The following is a 17,934-nucleotide window of genomic DNA, read 5'->3' as shown; positions in this document are numbered from 1 at the left end:
GAAAACCATTTACAGTGCCAATACGCTCATTGAGGCTGAAATGGCGCTGGATGCCTTTTCTGCCAAATGGGATGGCCAGTATCCATCAATCAGTGCTTCCTGGCGCAGGGATTGGGAGCGAGTCATTCCATTTTTTGATTATCCAGCGGATATTCGACGGGCGATTTACACCACCAATGCGATTGAGTCATTGAATATGACCTTGCGGAAAGTAATAAAAAACAAGCGCATGTTTCCTTCTGATGAATCCGTTTTTAAATTGCTTTATTTAGCGATTGAACGAATCTCTCGGAAATGGACCATGCCGATCCATAACTGGAAACCAGCTATGAATCGCTTTATGATCGAATTCGGTGATAGAGTCACCGGGTAATAGAATGGCTAGTTACACAGAATTTCGGATAGACTCGATTTTTTAACTATGGAACGATAGGTGCTACTTAGGTGTAGTAGTTCAAACTTGATCTGACAGTTGCCGGTTTTTCAGAAGTGTCTGTCAGGTCAAATTTAGTTTATAAATTTTTCCTTCCAGATTTGTTTTCCATCTGTCAAAGTTAGCATAGGAGTTCGTCCACAGCACATTTTGCCTTGATGGGTGCGCTCATTATTATAATAATGAAGCCATTCGTCCAGATCTTTTTGCAATTCTTCAATGTCATTATAGATTTTCTTACGAAATGTGACCTGATAAAACTCCTGTAAAATAGTCTTATGGAAGCGTTCGCAAATGCCATTCGTTTGTGGTGATTGCGCCTTGGTTTTAGTGTGTTCTATATTGTTTATAGCTAAATAAAGCTGGTAATCATGCTGTTCTATCTTCCCACAATATTCTGTGCCACGATCGGTTAAAATTCGCAACATAGGTAATTGTTGTTGTTCGAAGAATGGCAATACCTTGTCATTGAGAATATCAGCTGAGGTAATTGGTGTTTTGGTGGTATACAGCTTAGCAAAAGCGACTTTGCTATAGGTATCTACAAATGTTTGCTGGTAAATCCTACCAACCCCTTTGAGCGTTCCAACATAAAAGGTATCTTGTGAACCAAGGTAACCAGGGTGGGCGGTTTCAATTTCACCGCAAGCTTCATCGTCGTACTTCTTCCTCTCTAACGCTGCTATTTGCGCTTCTGTAAGAAGAATCCCTTCCGATGCTACTTTTACTTCCAGCGCTTTTAATCGGTCTTTAAAATTGGCTAAATTATGTCTAAGCCAGACACTCCGCACACCACTCCCTGAAACAAATACTCCTTTCTTACGTAGTTCATTACTGGTGCGCTGTTGGCCATGAGCAGGATATTCTATGGCATACTCTTTTACAGCAAGCTCAATAGACTCTTCAACTCGATTCTTGTGGTTAGGTTTTCTGCGGGTTTGATCGAATAATGCATCTACTCCACCAGACTCCACGGCTGATTTATAGCGATAAAAAGTATCTCGAGACAAGCCCATTACTTTACAGGCTTTCGATACATTACCCAGTTCTTCTGCTAAGTTTAACAGCCCAACTTTATGTTTAATGATTTTAACGGTATTATCTATCATGAGAGTTTTCCTCTTGGTTTGATTAAAAGTTCGCACTTCTATCAAAACCGGAAACTCTCACCTTTTCAAGGGGTTATGTCAGATTAAGTCAAAACTAATTCATCTAATACCTATAATCAACACCTGTTTGAGTCACTGCATTCTGTACAGTGACTCAGTAAGTACCAAGGCCCAACCTTGTGACTTTTTTAATGGTACAAATTTAGTTAGTTCTTTGAGAAGGCAAGGTCTGTACCAAACAATTTGATATCACTCTCCAAAGCTTTAAATGTCTCAGATTGGACTGCTTTATCAACATTACCAAGAATTCTCTTATTAATTTTTTCCTGTTGAACTGGTGAGATTGAGTTTTTTAACTTTTGCGCATTATCTGCTTTTTGTTGAATGATATTCCAAAGCTCTGCTGGAAAATTATAATTCATAGGCATTATTTGCCCCTGATTTACACAAACCCTTGTTTTTCTCCACTCTCTAGAATTACCTAAATTGATATACCCTATGCTCAATAAACCAGGTAATTTATTATACACAAATGCAACTTCTCCATTACTGATTACATCTATTTCAACCGCTCTTTGCAAATAACGGTTAATATTCGAAGACATTTCCATATTTGGGCTTTCTATCTCACCAAAAAAATTATACAAATGTTGCTCGTATCTACATGGATGATGAATATTATCAAAAAGGAAGTTTTTCCAAGTAACAATTGCTCTGTTAGATGCAGTTACAATCTTGGGGCTGAAAGAATCTATTGCCCTTAATTCTATGGAATAGGCTAATACTCTCCATGATAGTGAAACTAAAAACTTCAACAAATTTTGATTATAATTTGCTCGATCTTTTTTGCGCAATGTGTGAAAAATAGACTTGGCAAAATATGACTCCCATCGACTAAACCTCTGTTCGCAATCAAAGCAAAGCCACTGCAACTTTAAACCATCTTGAATAGGTTTATTAATTTCAGTTCCTTTACGTAAGAGACCAGTTGCAGAAGTTTGCTTGAGCCATCTGAAAATTAGTTTCGGGATTATATGGCTTTCTTTTAATTCAGCTTCCTTCTCACATAATTTACAAATATCTGCATTCATATTTTTCACTAATTTTAAATTCTCAATCCATTATTTCATAGCCAGCGCTATTTCAAGTGTCAATGATTATTTCAACAATAGATCTTTTTCTTAACGTGTGAATTGGATCATTGCTCATTACTATCTTTGTCATAATTAAATTTCTTCATCAACAAACAGCCGGCGTAGCCTGGGAGTAGGCCCAAAGGGCCGTATCCCAGGTTTTCATTTTAGTTCCATAGTTCAACAAACCCCTATAAAATTCCATTCACAGGAAATCCAACTTTAAAAACAATGATGGTTTATTTTCGCAGAGACTTTACGCCTGGCGGCACTTATTTTTTTACTCTTGCCTTGAGAAATCGGAAATCACAATTATTAACTAGCCATATTGACCTGTTGGGTGAGGCATTTCGAAAAATGAAACAAAAATATCCTTTTAGTACAGAGGCTATAGTCGTATTGCCTGATCATTTGCATGCTTTGTGGAAACTGCCAGTCGATGATTTTAATTACTCATTACGCTGGCATCAGATCAAATCGTATTTTACAAAAAGTTTAATCAAGGAAGGCGTAAAAATAACAAAAGATCAACGAGGAGAGTATCATCTATGGCAACGTCGGTTCTGGGAGCATCGAATACGTGATGAATCAGACTTTCAAGCACATATCGATTATATTCACTTTAACCCCGTTAAACACGGATATGTATCCTCAGCTAAAGAATGGCCCTATTCCAGTTTTTATCGTTATGTTCAGAATGAAGTATTACATGAAAATTGGGGGTTTGATGGTGGCCAAGGTGGGTTTGGGGAGTAAATGAGTGGTGAATGTAAACCTGGGATACGGCCCCTTTGGGCCTACTCCCAGGCTACGCCAGCTGGGGCAGCTCAACCCAGTAATGATGCGGGTGTCCCGCTTGTCCCCGATGCCCCGTGGTCTTTCCGTTATGACGCCGTTCGCTTAAATGCCATGGAGATATCAAAACCACATGCATGCGCGTATTTTTCCAATGTTTTCCAGCTTGGGTTGCTACTCCCTTTCTCCAATCGAGAAATGTTCCCTTTTTGCGTTCCCATTCGCTCCGCAAGCTCTTCTTGCGTTAATCCGGCTTTTTGCCGCATCGAAAGTAATGAGTCAATCAATGCAAATTCTGACTCTAGTGCGTCATAGGCTTGCTTTACGTCCTCATTTTTAAGGGCTTTCTCTTTTAAGGTTTTAAGGCTCATAATTTTTCGACCTCTCGTTTTCTCTGCAAAGCCAAATTCAACTCCGGCTTTGGGGTTTTTGCACTTTTCTTTACAAAAGCATGTAAAACCATAATATGCTTACCCTTCATATAACAATAAAGCGATCGGCCAATGCCTTCCTGAGCTTTTGCACGAACTTCAAACAAGCCATTACCCATCGCTTCTGTATGGGGCGGCCCAAGATTAGCGCCATGCGTTTCAATTAACTCTAAAAGCTTAATCATTCGAGCCTGAATTTTTGGAGGCATTGCCAAGATAGCCTCCTCTACAGACTCATTATAAAAATCAACAGTCCAATGCACTTAATTTAATTCCAATGTTATCTTATATGATAACCTACCGTTATCATTTTTTCCAGTTTGATGACGCTTTATAAACATATTAGTTCCCAAGGCCAACTAGATCTGTAGACCAGCTCCTCGCAGTTAGGGATGCTTCTTTCTCAATTGAATCAAACTCTGTATATTCTAATTCACTCTTGAATGTACATAAAAAAACTTAATTGTCCGTATCTTTTGAAAGCGACTTTCAAACATAGGTAAAACCCATATAAATAAATGCATTGAGATAAGAAAATAAATAAATAAAATATGCATTTTATTGATTGATTCCCAAATGGTATTCCCAAGTATTAAGGTAGCAATAGCTATAAAAGCACCCGCTATTGGATGTTTATATAAAGAAGCATTACTGTTAGATTCTAAAAGCAAGAAAGCTTCGCATTCCGCTAAGGATTTATTTAGAAAATTTTTTTCATAGACTCTATCTTGCTGTAAATTTTTTTTAATTGAATATAACTTTAAGCTGCGATAACGGTGGTTTAATAATTTGTGAGTTTTAGGTGGGATAAATGATGCATAGTCTTTATCCATTGTATGGAAAACAGTATAGAACTGGAAAAACATTGATAGTATTAATAATAGAAAAATCGCTTCATGGACTGTGAAAGCTAAATAACACAATTCAAATAAAATTATAAAAATCCAACTTATAAGGAACATAGCCTTTCGAAAGTTATTCTTACAAACAGTTTCTCTAAGAAAATACCAATGATTAAATTTATTTAATAAGTCATATAAATAGCATAGATTTTCCATTTGTCCCTGGGCCTCACTTTTTGATTTACATAGGCATTATAACGACTATCCTGAATCATCTGCATTAATACTCATAATGCGCCTCTAAGGCAATTGCGAAACAGGCTGTTTCGTATGAACCTCTTGTTGAGGTTGGATCTCTAATACAGGGGCAGATGATTGAACACCCATACACTTCAAAGAATAATCGGTAATCTGCTGCATTGGTCTTCTCAACCGCTCAACGTCGGTTACGATGTACCCGGCAGTGATATCACCACTCTATAATTTTCAAAATGTCTAAACCCATAAGCCCTTCGTTGAATCAATTTTCATTTTTCGATGAAAGTCTTCAGTTATGTCATTTTTTTAGGATCCCCTGAGTTTGAACATCATCCTCAAAAAACTTAACAAAGAACGTTTTGCTCAGTTTTGGATTTTTCTTATTTTCACGCGTGAACTCTGCTGTAAAGCCACATTTTTTGTAAAATTCTGGTGCCTGAAAAGCGCTTGTAACCAGATTGATATTGTTAAATCCCTTTCCTTTGAATTTATTTTCCAATGTAAACATTAACTGCTTGCCATAACCTTTACCTCTATGCGCGCTATCAACCCATATATCATCAATATAAATTTCAGAAAAAGCAGTATAGGCATTTAACACACCAATGACTTCTTGCGATTCATTTTTTAAGACGAGGGAGAATCTTTTATAGTTAACATCAACTCCGTTACTTGCTTCATAGACTATAAGATCGTTTTGCATCTTATTTTCAACAGCCTTGGAAAGTTCATTGACCATTTCAATATTTATCATTAGTAATACTCTGTTTTAGTTAGGTAATAACTTTCTTTTTTGACATTCATTGAGAAGCCATTCAACATCATCCATTACCTTGGGTTGATTCAATATTTTCTCGATATGGTCAAAATAGATGGCAATACCCTCATAACATCCTGTAATCAAATTATGGTTGTCATGCCAAAAATATTCATATATAAGCTCCGTATGGCCCGTACAGGGTTCTGTAATTGCTCCAAGGTAAACGAGCTCTTCAGGTGATACCTTCGCCCCCAATTCCTCATATAGCTCTCTGACTATTGCCTGACTCGGTGTTTCCTCTTTTTCAATTCGACCACCAAAGGTGGTGATGTATCCCGGATATGGGTGCCAGTATTCAGGGCGCTTTTGCAATAAAATTTGCTTATTTTTGCTCAAAATAATGCACCCTGTAAAACATTTATTGTATTGACTGCGGTTTGGGTTATTGACTACTTTAATGTCCAGATCGTCTCTTTCAATAAGCATCAAACCTATTTCCTCATTGCCTTGATATGGGCATTCTTTAAATCCAATTTTTTCATAGGCTTTTACTGCTCGAATATTTGATTTTGTGGGATCAATGAATATGGTTTTGTACTTTTTCGGGATGATATTTTTGATAAAATCATGAATAATAACTTTGCCTAGTCCTAGCCCGATAAGCGATTCTTCACCAATAAACAAATCCATTCCAACGCTGGCGCGCATATCCACATTAAGCCGCATGGCTTCGTCATAGCCTAGCCCTTCAGGCATCGTAGTTTTTGAAAGAAGGTAATATTGAATAAAGCCAATTTTTTTAGAATCCAGATTAATAATAAAACTGGGGATGTTCTCCTGATCAATCAAGCGCGGTTTGTATTTGGCTTCGATATCAGCCAATGACCATGCTTTTCCTTGTGCGTACCACTTATTGATCTCAGGCACTTTAAACCAATTAAACATGCGTTTTAAGTCACTGGGCTTAAGGGGTTTAAATTCTAAGCCTTGTCTGGCATGACTCATAATTGATGCCTTGTTTTAAAATTGAGCAGTCAAAATAAATTTTAAATGGCAACAAGCTTGGATTGGAACGGCTCATGCCTGCATTTTATACCGGATTACCCCAGAAGAAACCAAAAAAATAACCGGTGACTAATCAATAATATGATAGCCGCTATCGATATAAATGGTATCGCCCGTTATGTTTTTGGCATAGTGACTCGCGAGAAAAACCAGCATGGCCCCCACATCGTGAATATCGGCCAGGGCATTAAGCGGTGACTTTTCTTGCGCCTGCTGCAATAAATTTTCAAATTGATCAAGCCCTGAGGCGGCCCGAGTCTTAAGCGGTCCCGGAGAAAGGGCTATCACACGAATATTGTGTGAACCTAACTCAACGGCCATGTAACGTACCGAGGCTTCCAGGGCGGCTTTTACCGGCCCCATTAAATTGTAATGTTTAACCACTTTTTCCGCGCCATAAAAAGACATGGCAAACAACGATCCGCCCTGTTTCATCAGTGGCTTAGCAAGATTGGCCATCCTTATAAACGAATGGCAGGAAATGTCCATGGCTAATAAAAAACCATCTTTTGACGAATTAACCAATGGCCCCTGCAAATCCTGTTTAGGCGCAAAAGCGATGGAATGGACGACGATATCCAGTTGCCCCCATGTTCTGGCAATGTCTGCAAAAAGAGCCGGTAAATCCTCTGGATTGGTCACATCACAAGGTGCATAAATAGAAGGCTGCAGGGCGTCTGCAACGTCATCTACAAAGGGTTTCGCTTTTTCATTTAGATAGGTGATAGCGAGTTCAGCGCCGGCTTCCTTCAGCATCTTCGCACAACCATAGGCAATAGAATGATCGTTGGCGATTCCTACCACCAGAGCTTTTTTTCCCACGAGTAACGACCGCTCCATATTACCCCCCTTTAATAAGTGTGTAGCAATGATTGGCAACGACCCATTCTTCATCCGTTGGAATGACATACATATCGACTAAACTATCATGAGCATGAATCCGTTGCTGATTACTTTGGTTTAACGAAACATCGATTTTAATTCCAAGCCATTCATTGTTCTGGCAAACCGCTTCACGAATTTGCCAGGCATGTTCACCAATCCCGCCTGTGAAGACCAGCATATCAAGACCGCCACAGCGCTCAGCGCGCCTAACTCCCGACGTATTCGGAAAACAAATAAATCGATGGCTTCTTGAGCGGATGGATGCTTGTCCGCAAGCAATTGCTGCATATTGGAGGAAATACCGGAAACACCCAGCAGGCCGGATTGTCTGTACAGTAAATCCTGAATTTCAGCGTACGACATTTTTTTTGCCTGTAAAAGATAGAGAATGACGCCTGGATCCAAATTGCCGCATCGAGTCCCCATCACCAGACCATCCAGGGCTGTAAATCCCATCGTACTATCCAGGGATTTGCCATTTTTAATCGCACACATACTGGCGCCATTCCCTAAATGGGCAATGATGATGCGGCCCTGGCGCCTTTCAATCCTCAAGGCCTGTAATTTATGCATAATCGATTCATAGGAAAGACCATGGAAACCATAGCGTTTCACGCCTTCTTCTGACAGACTTTTTGGGATACCGAAGGCGTCTGCTATGGGAAGATGGGTGGCATGAAATACCGTATCAAAACAAGCGATTTGTTTTAAACCTGGATACACGTGCGAAATGAGGGTAATGGCCTCAAGATTATAAGGTTGGTGCAATGGGGCAAAGGGGATGAACGCTTCTAACTGTTGGACTATCTCATCGGTAATCAGTAAGGGCGTATGAAATTCACGCCCGCCATGAACAACACGATGGCCAGCTGCCATAATCTGCAGTTGCTCTGATGCCAATAAGGAAAAGAGCAATTCATAAAAAAATCGATACTCGCACCCCGGGTCAAACGCCGCTTGCCTGATTAATTGATTGCTTTTATCAAACAGCTTAAGGGTCGGTTCAAGCTTTATGTTTTCCACCATGCCATACAGGCATTTCTCCAAAGGAACCGCCATTTCATACACTGCAAATTTAATACTGGATGAGCCGGCATTAATGACAAGCAAATGCTTATTATCCATCATTTCAAACCCTTACATGCCATCCTATGAATAATCCTTTCGAAAAACTTATCTATACTAACCTTAATTGCAGCCTAAAACGCGTTTTTTAGCAAATAGTGGCAGGATAACCAGCTTTCTTGATGCAGGTGAGTCTGTTCGTGACCTACAGAGCACCATAAGGCCAGTCTGTTCACGCTATTCTCTTTTTCAATCAATGGCTTAATTATCAGCTATACTCATAATGAATCCCTGCGGATTGATGGGAGAGTTATCATGTTGAATGAAATGAAGAAAATGGATTCTATTCTCAGAAACATTGAAGCATCCTCTGTCCGAGCGATCTTAAATGGCGATGTGGGGGATTTTATTTCCACTCAGCAACGCCTCAATAAATTAAATAGCGATTTCAGGTTGATGCTATTAAAATACCTGGAAGCGGCAGAAAAAAACGGGTTAATGCTACCGGAGCGTTAACCCTGTGGAGCAATAATGACCCAAACCATGGCCGAAGAGGCCTTTGCTGTTATCCAGACCTTCAATCACCTGAATGCGTCACGCGCACCCATCACCGCATTCGAGGCTATTATTGATATTGAACGTTTTGAAATCCGTCTGCGCGGCAGCGATATTTATTTTAAAGGCATTGCAGGCTTTGCCGATCATCAGATTGGGAAGCTCATTTATTTTGATCAGCATTTTGATTGTGAATTACTGCGCCACGAGCAAGAAGGTAACCAGATAACTGTTCATACCAAAGGGGCCTGGCATGCCAGATTGTGGCAATCCCCAGCCGCCTACAGTCAGCAATTAATTGCTGACATGACCCACACCTGGATTTTGTCGCGGCAAAATAAGGATTCGCCTCTATTAATCATATCCCATGTCTGTGAATCCTTTGCTTACCGCCAGGGTTATTCGCCGACCGATAAAGCCGAAGATTTCCACCTTCGGCTCAAATAACACGGCACTTAGCGGCCTGACATGTCACTGTAAGCGCGGCTCATTTGATCATAAACTGCGGCACCCCCATTGATGATATTTCGGAACGTGTTATTTAAATCATTATTGTTACTGCCTGCCACATGTGAAAAAAAACGATTGGCGGCATTCAGCAAATTGGAGCCCGGGCGTCGGCTTTGCCCCAAATCATGGAACGCCTTCAACAAGACCATGTTCAGCACAACCGACGCGGCCAGCCCAAAGGACGTGTCGATACAATAAAAGGGTAGAACAATAAGATTGGCAGCAACAAAGACCTGCCCAGTCTTTAATGTTTTATCTTCAATGGATTGCTTGGCTTCCTGAGGCATAATAACTCCTTTCAATTAGACGGTTACAGATTACTAAGCAATCGAGAAAGATGCAATCTTGGCACACATTGCCCATGCAAGGAACGGACGGAACTTACAAGGCACGATCTATACTTGTTATAAACAGAGAGGCGGCGCCATGAATCAAGTTGAACAAAAAATCAACGAAGCCATTAACAATCACCAGCGTTTAATATTTCATTACCAGAGGCATAGGCGTTGTGCAGAGCCTCATCATTATGGGCTGTTAAACGGCGTAAAACAGGTGCATGCCTATCAGGTATCCAATGGCAGCGCCAGCGGCCACATTCCGCAATGGCGTAATTTCAGGTTATCAGAAATAACACATCTGGCAGTTGATACCGTTTGCTTTAACCCCCGCCATGATCACCACCCGGACAATGCCCATTACAGCCAGATTTTTAACTCGGTTACCCCACTAAAGCGTAATTGACGCCTGAGAATCGTCCCTGTCGCGGGTAGGCAAGCGCGCAGCTTCCTCTTCCTGAGGCTGTAACTGTTCCTGATTTAAGTGATCATTAATCAGCGTCAAATAATGCGTCAGCGGTTTGGGCCTTGACATATTTAATTGAAGAATGAGGGACTTGATTAATTCGCCTTCTGGTGATTTGAAACAATCCTGATTGAAATTGTATTTGTATTTCCAATCGATGTAATGCCCCTTAATACTGACGGGTAATTGACCGGTCGTTAATTGATAAAGAGTATTAGCCAGTGTTTGGCGCTGCAGGCGTTCGAGATTGATGGCTTTACCCTCAAACACGGAGGATTGGTAATAGGCTTTCGAGGTATTGGTTTTGGAAGAAACCACTTTGGATTCATGGGACGGCAACAACCCTTTGATGTCGCTTATCACGATACCGCCCTGGCTATCGAGAAGGATATTGCTGGGCTTAAGATCGGTATACCAGACACCTCGTCTATTTAAATCCAGATAGAATTCAAGAAATTTGCGCGCATAAAGCAACACCATGGTCTCCTTGTCGGGAGAATCTTTCTTGTGGGCGTTTAGCTGTTTGAACAGTTCGTCAATGCTGCCCTGGGGATAGTAATGGCCAAATTCAATGTATGTCTTTTCTTGAAAGTCGCTTGCGACAAAATGCATAAGAAAGGGCTGAGGAACCTCTGGCATGCCGCTGGCTTGTTCCCGGGCCTGTTTTGGTGAAACTCCACGGTCTTCATCCTGACTGTCGACCCTGACAAACCGCATGATAAACTGCTGATCCTTATTAAGCGTTATCCGCAGAATAGGGTTATTGCCGCCGCCTAAGGACGTCACTTTATAACTTGTATCAAGTGCCATCAGCCTATCTTGCACCAGGCGTTTGAAACTGTCTTTATTGGTGTATTTACTGTATAAATTGTCGAGATCCAACTGTTTGACCAGTTTTTTAACCTTTTTTTCGAGTTGACGATGCTTCACCAATTCAATAATCTGCTGCTGGGTTTTATACAGAGGATGCGTGAGAAACCACTGTTTAATCACGTGGTCGGCTTCCCCTTTGCCCATGATCTTGCGATGCAAAGCCTCAAGCTTGCCATAATAATACGGTAATCGCTCCGGATCGCTTTTTTGGGTGTGATTCATTTTCTTCAGAATATCATTCAGAAGAACAATCTGTTTTCGTTTTTGGCTAAGCAAGCCGCCTTCGACAGGAAGTAGGTCAAACATAAGTCACCGTCCGTGATAACCCCATGTTTAAACTATAGTCAAGATTTAAATCTATTTGTTGTATTTTTGACCTTATTGGTTAATTTTTATAGATTTCAGGGGTGGTGATGCCGGCAGACCAAGCCCGGCATCGCACGTGAATACTACGGCGTCTGAATCTGCTCTTTAATGTAGAGGCCAGCGGGTTTTAAGTTACTGTCAACCCAGGCGCCACTGGCGCAAGTGTTGGTTTTCCAAATGGCTCCGGAACGAAAATCATCAGAATAATTCCAGTTCGTCCAGCCAATTTTTTTAGCAGTCATCAACGCCATGTAGCGATCAGCCATGTCAAAATCATTGTCGCCATCGCCGCTGAAGGTTTGCGTACCAAACTCCGTTACGAAAATCGGTAATACCTGTGACGCATTGTCGAGTGCCGCCAGGTAATTATCGCGATGCGACGCCGCATAGAAATGGAAGACATACATGATATTGGGGAATTGCACTGGATTATTGACTATTTCCTGATACGAACCCCCTTCCGATACCCCTAAAGAACTCCATGCGCGTGTGCCGACCAAGATAGGCGCTTTCGCGTCAATTGCGCGAATAACCGGAATAATTTCATTGGCATAGCTTCTAATTGTACTCCAGCTCACGCCATTGGGTTCATTGGCAATTTCATAAAGGATATTATTTTTATCTTTATGGGCGGTGGCAATGGCCGTAAAGAATGTCTTTGCGCGGGCCAGGTTATAATTTGGATCACCCGGGTTTAAGATGTGCCAATCCACAATCACATAGATTCCACGTTCATAGGCTTCATCAATGAGATGGCTGACCAGATTGGTGAATTGGGTCGGGTTGGTTTCGTATCCCCCTTCCTGGACATACAGGGAAACCCTGACCACATTCGCTTCCATCTGATCGGTCAGGTAGTTTAACGATGCTGGCGTAATGCAGTTTGCATACCACTGCAAACCATGCGTACTCATACCCTTTAGTTGAATGGGTGTGCCGTGCTCGTTACACAGCTTAGTGCCACAAACCGTGAGCTGACCATTGGCGCCAACCGGGGTGCTGGTATTAATCGGGGTCAGGGTGATGGTTTCAACCGCCTGGGGCGTGGCCGTCAAGGGTTGCGGTGAAAAGTGGATGATATAACCGGGCACGGCATCCGCGGAAAGGGTATAAATAACACCGTCCGTTAAGGTCATGGTCAACGAACCGCTGCCATTATTTAAGTCAATGGCGGTTGACAAAACCTCAGACCCATTATTAGGCGTTAGATGAATGGTTAATGCGGTTAAGCTGGCCGGTGCGCCGCTGACATTCATCGTGACGGAATCTTCTGCAACCTGAAGGCACTGATAGGTCAACTGGGTCACTGGCGTTGTTGAGGCGCTGGCGGTAAGGGTTGCTGGCTGGAAACCCGGCGTACAGCGATAGCCATTGTATTCAATCAACGCGGTAGAGAAGGTATAAACCGCTTCCTCTCGAAGGTTTAAAACGGTGGTGGACGCATTCCAACTGACTCCTTGCGTCACCGATTGCCCGGTTTGGCTTTGCGTAATCAGGACAAGCGGATTGCCGCTGTAACCGGATAATTCGGCCGGCAAAGCCTGCAGCTGAATAGCCAGTTTCCCCTTGGGCTGTAGCTGGGTGTAACTAACCGACGCATGGACTGTCTGATTCGCTGCCACGGTCAGCGTGCTGGGAACCACACTGCCCTGATAAACGTCGCCATTGCTGGCAGTGATGGTTTCCGCAGCCAGTGAATAATTGCCGACCGCCAATCCCGATAAGGTTTTTGGAGAAGACCAAGGCAATTGAATGCTATTGACTATCTGACCATTCATGGACAAGTGAACCAAGGCATAGTTCGCTGACACATTCGCTGGTTTGGTTGAAGCATTATTTAAAATCAGCGTTCCGGACTCCACCACAGTTCCAGTGTATACATTGACGCTGCCTTCGACATGGTTGTCACTGCTAACGCCATAGGTAATTTGGAAGGCGCTTCCTGGCGGCAAGGTGGAATTGGCCCCGGGATACGTGGGGAAATGCAAGGTCAATGTGGCCAGAAATTTCCCGTCTGTCTGAGGCTGGGAATTAATATTCAGGGCATTATCGGGGTAAGACAAGGGTGAAAATTCGCCCCAAAACGTAGTCGTCAGCGGCGTCGTACTTTTAAAGGTGATGGTCGAATTCTGAAAATCAACCGCCTGATTGCACTGATTGGTCAATTTTAAATTGACCGTTTTCCAATGCTGGTTTCCTGTGGTACTGAATTGGGACGTGATGCAGGCAGTGGGTTGTGCTGCGGTAATCTGAATCGGTTGGGCGGCAATGGCCGGTGTCAGGGCCATGAATGGGATTAAACACAATAGAGGATATTTCATGAATGTTGCTTCCTTTTAATCAATCAATCTTCGGGAAAACTACAACATGAAAAAACCCGTCTTGCGAATTTTTTCAGGCCTAAAATAGCCTAAAAAATCAAGAATGTAAAATAAGAGAGGGGGTAATTTATAAGCGTTTTAGAACAATCCGGAAACAGGGTGCATCTGACTGTTTCCGGACAGGTTAGTCATTACTGCTGTTTAGGCGCATACTCTTCTGAATAGGTTTTGGCCAGATCTTTAGCCTTCTGCAACTGCTCAGGCGTTAAGTTTTTTTCCAGATCGTCGCGGTTTTTAGTGGCGTCAGTAAACTTGTTATTGACGGCTGCGCTAAACCAGGCATAAGCCTCGACTGGATCAGCCGCCACACCAATTCCATCACGGTAAAACACACCCAAACGGTTTTGGGCGCGGCCATAACCCTGACGTGCGGCCTTGGCAATCCAGTCCACCGCTGTGGCTAAATTTTTCTCAACTCCATCGCCATAAAAATACATGTCGCCAATGTCGTATTGGGCGGTGGCATTGCCCTGATCCGCGCTCTTTTGATACCAATAAGCCGCTTTTTTCAAATCGACGCCGCCATATTTACCCGTGTCGTAAATATTACCCAGTTCCAGTTGCGATTTCGCATGGCCTTTCTCAGCTGCTTTGCTTAAATACTCAAAGGCTTTATTCATGTCTTTTGGTACACCGTCACCGTACTCATAAATGGTACCGAGGTTGAATTGGGCGCTGGTGTTACCTAAATCAGCGGCCTTGGTATACCATTTGACCGCCTCAGGGATGCTCTTGCTCACCCCAGTCCCCATGTCGTACATATACCCAATAGACATCATCGCATCCGCATTGCCTTTGGCCGCCGCTTTTTGATACCACATCATGGCCGTATCATAATTTTGTGCCACGCCAGCGCCAAAATTGTACATGTAACCGATGGCGTATTCGGCATTTGAGCTGCCTTGAGCAGCTGCTTTTTCATACCAGTTTAAGGCTTTGGTATAACCTTCGGGTGTTTTTTGGTACCAATAAAAATCAGCTAACAAAACCTGGGCATCGACATTGCCCTGATTGGCCGAGGCCAGCAGCCATTGTTCCGTTTTTTCAGCACTGTAGGGAACACCCTGGGCATGATAATACATGGAGCCAAGCAGGTATTGGGCTTTGGCATCACCTTTTGCCGCTTCCTCGGAAAGAAGCATGTACGCTTTGTCGTAACGTTGCTGATTATAGGCTTCCTCTCCTTCAGCTGTGGTTGCAAAAACAGGATAATTGCTCATTAGCGCGGCAAACGAAACAGCTAAAAGGCTCTTTTTCATCTCCATGATATGACCTTATTAAAGTGGTTTCAGCTTACTAATTTATAGATAATGTTTGGAAATTTTGCCAATAATCAAAGGAATAAAAAAAGAGATGGGGAAAATCCTAATCAGAATCAGAATCAGGATCAGGATGAAAGGTTTCAAAATCACCATCGGCCAAGGAATTGTATTCACCCACCCGTTCGTCACGTGTGTCAATGTCCCTGGGCGGCCCCTTCACCAAATCCTGATTTTCCGGGCGGCTGCTCTGATGGCTCTTTTTCCACTCCTTCAACGACTCTTTATTCAAACCAGCCATGATGATTGTCTTTTAATAAAACTTATTCAAAGCATAGTCAGAAATGTGCAATTCTGCTTCAAACTCCCGGCTAATCAGGCTACCATTACCCTATTCTTTTAAATGAAATGACGCCTATGGCCCACAATCTCATCGACAGGCTGCTAAACCATGTAGATACCGCTCTCAGAACGCTCTGTCCGCCAGAGCATCGGGTGTGCAGCCGCCCCATACCCAATGACGGGATCGTCAATACCGTCCCCTTAAGCGAACATGAAACCCGGCATGTGGCAGGCCTTATGCGGGTTAATCATGCCGGCGAAGTCTGTGCCCAGGCCCTGTACCAGGGTCAGGCACTCACCGCCCGCCTGACCGAAGTGCGTTTGCAGATGGAGCAGGCCGCGGCCGAGGAAGTGGATCATCTGGCCTGGTGCGAAAAACGCCTGGAGGAATTAAACAGCAGGCCCAGCCTGCTCAATCCTTTGTGGTATATGGGCTCTCTGTGCATCGGCGCGCTGGCAGGGCTTGCCGGGGACAAGTGGAGCTTAGGCTTTGTCGCCGAAACGGAACGTCAGGTAGGCGCCCATTTGCGTGAGCATCTCGATAAATTACCGGCCACTGATTTAAAATCCAAAGCCATACTCACCAAGATGCACGAGGAAGAGCGCCATCATGCGGAAATGGCCCAGGCGGCAGGCGCTGCCGCATTGCCCTTCCCCATTCAGGCCATGATGACGGCTGTATCCAAATTAATGACTAAAACGAGTTATCACCTGTGAGTCTTTTTAACCTGTTTCTGATTCTTGTCGGGCTGGCACTGGTGCTGCTGAACGGTTTTTTCGTGGCAGCAGAATTCGGCATGGTCAAATTGCGCAATACCCGCGTCGCGGCATTGGTGGATGAATACCCCATCCGCGGCAGCATACTCGCGAAAGTCCATGAGCAGCTGGATGCCTACCTTTCCGCCTGCCAATTAGGCATTACGCTGGCCTCGCTGGGCTTGGGCTGGATAGGAGAACCCGCTTTTTCGAGGCTTTTGACCCCCTTATTGCACGCCATGGGGTTTATGAGCAGCACTGTTATCGAATTCATCAGCTTTATCTTTGCCTTCTCCCTGATTTCCTTTCTGCATATCGTGGTTGGCGAGCTCATGCCCAAATCACTGGCCATCCGTCAAAGCGAACAAATTTCCCTGTGGACTGCCGTTCCGCTTTATGGCTTTTACTGGCTGATGTACCCCATCATCTGGGTGCTTAATTCCTGCTCCAATTTTTTATTGAAATTACTGGATCTCGATGTCATTCATCCCAGCGAGCAGGCCTACTCCAATGATGAAATCAAATTAATCCTGCGCTCAAGCCAGATTCATGGCGAATTAACCCCGCAAGCCAGCAGCATTCTTGCCCATACCCTTGAATTGGCGGATTTGCAGGCGATGGATGTCATGCGTTCTTCCGATGATATCGTCATGATTCATACCCCCATCAGCAAACGCCAACTGGTTGAAACCATTACCCGCACCCGCTTTAGCCGCTACCCTGTGTATGATCGCAAAAAAAAGCAGATCATTGGGCTGTTGCATGTTAAAGACATCCAGATGCTGCTTGAAGAACATCAGAGTGAAGACACCCTGCCCATACAGGATGTCATTCGCCCCATTCCCAAAGTGTCCTATCGCCTGCCCGCTCTGGCATTGCTAAGGCAGTTTCAGCGTGAAATTCCCCATTTTGCGCTCGTCTATGGCCGCCAGAAAAATATCATCGGCTTTATTACCCTTGATAATCTGTTGCATTTGGTTATCGGAGTAATTAAAGATGAATTTCACAAAACCCAGGATGCCTGGATTAAACATGGCGACGGCTCATTAACCGTGAAAGGCGATTGCCCTCTTTACGCGCTTGAGCGGGCTTTGGATATTGAAATCCTGCTCAACAATGAGGAAGAGGAGGAAGTATCCACCATCGCCGGTTTGATTTTATACAAGCTCGGCTCACTCCCCAAAGAAGGGCAGACGGTTCAATTTACTGATTTTTCCGCTACTATAGAGAACATCCAGGGTGCGCGCATTACCCAGATCCGTATCGTTCCTCGCAAAAATGAATTTGAGGATACGGTCGATAAAGAATAAGGATG

The 17,934-nt window shown here is 43.3% G+C and carries 20 protein-coding genes and 3 pseudogenes; 7 read left to right on the top strand and 16 right to left on the bottom strand.

The features are described from left to right. Positions 1 to 373 (top strand): transposase (locus tag Lery_RS14900; protein WP_193392316.1); only part of this gene is annotated, 373 nt, incomplete at its 5' end. Between the two features lie 67 nt (positions 374 to 440). On the opposite strand, the pseudogene Lery_RS14455 reads toward Lery_RS14900, so the two are convergent. Then, positions 441 to 1,542, bottom strand: a pseudogene (locus Lery_RS14455) (IS481 family transposase). 206 nt (positions 1,543 to 1,748) lie between these two features. Beyond that, positions 1,749 to 2,633, bottom strand: coding sequence for a hypothetical protein (locus Lery_RS14450; RefSeq protein WP_058527925.1), 885 nt, complete (start codon positions 2,631 to 2,633; stop codon positions 1,749 to 1,751). Positions 2,634 to 2,906: 273 nt separating this feature from the next. Between Lery_RS14450 and Lery_RS14445 the strand changes: the two genes are divergently transcribed. Further along, entirely contained in the window at positions 2,907 to 3,431 is a 525-nt protein-coding gene (locus Lery_RS14445; RefSeq protein ID WP_242604109.1) for an REP-associated tyrosine transposase, read from the top strand. 128 nt (positions 3,432 to 3,559) lie between these two features. Here Lery_RS14445 and Lery_RS14440 read toward each other — a convergent pair whose 3' ends face one another. The 9 genes and pseudogenes from Lery_RS14440 to Lery_RS14410 form a co-directional block, all read right to left on the bottom strand. After that, positions 3,560 to 3,841, bottom strand: coding sequence for a helix-turn-helix domain-containing protein (locus Lery_RS14440; RefSeq protein ID WP_058527924.1), 282 nt, complete (start codon positions 3,839 to 3,841; stop codon positions 3,560 to 3,562). After that, the gene (locus tag Lery_RS14435; RefSeq protein ID WP_058527923.1) at positions 3,838 to 4,164 is read right to left on the bottom strand and encodes a type II toxin-antitoxin system RelE/ParE family toxin; all 327 of its coding nucleotides are present in this window, start codon (positions 4,162 to 4,164) and stop codon (positions 3,838 to 3,840) included. Before Lery_RS14435 ends, Lery_RS14440 begins: the two co-directional genes overlap by 4 nt. 165 nt (positions 4,165 to 4,329) lie before the next feature. Next, positions 4,330 to 4,734 (bottom strand): hypothetical protein, encoded by a 405-nt coding sequence (locus Lery_RS15390; RefSeq protein WP_131750990.1) that lies wholly within the window; start codon positions 4,732 to 4,734, stop codon positions 4,330 to 4,332. A 455-nt stretch (positions 4,735 to 5,189) separates the two neighbouring features. Next, positions 5,190 to 5,304: pseudogene (locus Lery_RS15900) on the bottom strand (transposase); the annotation flags it as partial. After that, positions 5,300 to 5,746 (bottom strand): annotated as a pseudogene (locus Lery_RS14425) (GNAT family N-acetyltransferase); the annotation flags it as partial. The pseudogenes Lery_RS15900 and Lery_RS14425, both read right to left, overlap by 5 nt. 24 nt (positions 5,747 to 5,770) lie before the next feature. Beyond that, a complete protein-coding gene (locus Lery_RS15140) occupies positions 5,771 to 6,766 on the bottom strand; it encodes a GNAT family N-acetyltransferase (protein WP_082657221.1) in 996 nt (331 codons plus the stop codon). 129 nt (positions 6,767 to 6,895) lie between these two features. Further along, complete coding sequence (gene fabI, locus Lery_RS14415; protein WP_058527921.1) at positions 6,896 to 7,666, bottom strand: enoyl-ACP reductase FabI; 771 nt, start codon at positions 7,664 to 7,666, stop codon at positions 6,896 to 6,898. Between the two features lies 1 nt (position 7,667). Next, positions 7,668 to 7,889 carry a hypothetical protein gene (locus tag Lery_RS15820; RefSeq protein WP_272946899.1) on the bottom strand — a complete coding sequence of 74 codons (222 nt, stop codon included), beginning with the start codon at positions 7,887 to 7,889 and terminating at the stop codon, positions 7,668 to 7,670. Further along, on the bottom strand, positions 7,787 to 8,839 hold the full coding sequence (locus Lery_RS14410; RefSeq protein WP_058527920.1) for an acetate/propionate family kinase: 1,053 nt from the start codon (positions 8,837 to 8,839) through the stop codon (positions 7,787 to 7,789). The genes Lery_RS15820 and Lery_RS14410 overlap by 103 nt, the downstream gene beginning before the upstream one ends. Positions 8,840 to 9,091: 252 nt before the next feature. On the opposite strand from Lery_RS14410, the gene Lery_RS14405 reads away from it, so the two are divergent. Both Lery_RS14405 and Lery_RS14400 read left to right on the top strand, forming a co-directional pair. Beyond that, entirely contained in the window at positions 9,092 to 9,292 is a 201-nt protein-coding gene (locus Lery_RS14405) for a hypothetical protein (protein ID WP_058527919.1), read from the top strand. A 15-nt stretch (positions 9,293 to 9,307) separates the two neighbouring features. Beyond that, positions 9,308 to 9,778, top strand: coding sequence for a hypothetical protein (locus tag Lery_RS14400; protein WP_058527918.1), 471 nt, complete (start codon positions 9,308 to 9,310; stop codon positions 9,776 to 9,778). Between the two features lie 8 nt (positions 9,779 to 9,786). Here the strand turns inward: Lery_RS14400 and Lery_RS14395 are convergent, their stop codons facing one another. Then, complete coding sequence (locus tag Lery_RS14395) at positions 9,787 to 10,128, bottom strand: hypothetical protein (RefSeq protein ID WP_058527917.1); 342 nt, start codon at positions 10,126 to 10,128, stop codon at positions 9,787 to 9,789. Positions 10,129 to 10,267: 139 nt separating this feature from the next. Here Lery_RS14395 and Lery_RS14390 point away from each other — a divergent pair, with 139 nt between their 5' ends. Continuing rightward, positions 10,268 to 10,582: a WYL domain-containing protein gene (locus Lery_RS14390; protein WP_058527916.1), complete on the top strand. Its 315-nt coding sequence runs from the start codon at positions 10,268 to 10,270 to the stop codon at positions 10,580 to 10,582. Here the strand turns inward: Lery_RS14390 and Lery_RS14385 are convergent. The 4 genes from Lery_RS14385 to Lery_RS14370 form a co-directional block, all read right to left on the bottom strand. Further along, a complete protein-coding gene (locus Lery_RS14385; RefSeq protein ID WP_058527915.1) occupies positions 10,568 to 11,821 on the bottom strand; it encodes a protein kinase family protein in 1,254 nt (417 codons plus the stop codon). The two genes, Lery_RS14390 and Lery_RS14385, sit on opposite strands and share 15 nt — an antisense overlap. Before the next feature lie 143 nt (positions 11,822 to 11,964). Beyond that, positions 11,965 to 14,202 carry a glycoside hydrolase family 5 protein gene (locus Lery_RS15555; protein WP_065230306.1) on the bottom strand — a complete coding sequence of 746 codons (2,238 nt, stop codon included), beginning with the start codon at positions 14,200 to 14,202 and terminating at the stop codon, positions 11,965 to 11,967. Between the two features lie 191 nt (positions 14,203 to 14,393). Further along, complete coding sequence (locus Lery_RS14375; protein ID WP_058527914.1) at positions 14,394 to 15,527, bottom strand: tetratricopeptide repeat protein; 1,134 nt, start codon at positions 15,525 to 15,527, stop codon at positions 14,394 to 14,396. Between the two features lie 100 nt (positions 15,528 to 15,627). Further along, complete coding sequence (locus Lery_RS14370; protein WP_058527913.1) at positions 15,628 to 15,822, bottom strand: hypothetical protein; 195 nt, start codon at positions 15,820 to 15,822, stop codon at positions 15,628 to 15,630. 116 nt (positions 15,823 to 15,938) lie between these two features. Between Lery_RS14370 and coq7 the strand changes: the two genes are divergently transcribed. Both coq7 and Lery_RS14360 read left to right on the top strand, forming a co-directional pair. After that, positions 15,939 to 16,580, top strand: coding sequence for a 2-polyprenyl-3-methyl-6-methoxy-1,4-benzoquinone monooxygenase (gene coq7, locus Lery_RS14365; protein ID WP_058527912.1), 642 nt, complete (start codon positions 15,939 to 15,941; stop codon positions 16,578 to 16,580). Next, on the top strand, positions 16,577 to 17,929 hold the full coding sequence (locus tag Lery_RS14360) for a hemolysin family protein (RefSeq protein ID WP_058527911.1): 1,353 nt from the start codon (positions 16,577 to 16,579) through the stop codon (positions 17,927 to 17,929). Before coq7 ends, Lery_RS14360 begins: the two co-directional genes overlap by 4 nt. Positions 17,930 to 17,934 lie beyond the last annotated feature (5 nt).

Source organism: Legionella erythra, assembly GCF_001467615.1.
In the GTDB taxonomy this organism is placed as follows: Bacteria; Pseudomonadota; Gammaproteobacteria; order Legionellales; family Legionellaceae; genus Legionella_C; species Legionella_C erythra.
Note: the sequence above shows the minus strand (reverse complement) of the source record. Positions and strands in the feature narration are given on the sequence as shown.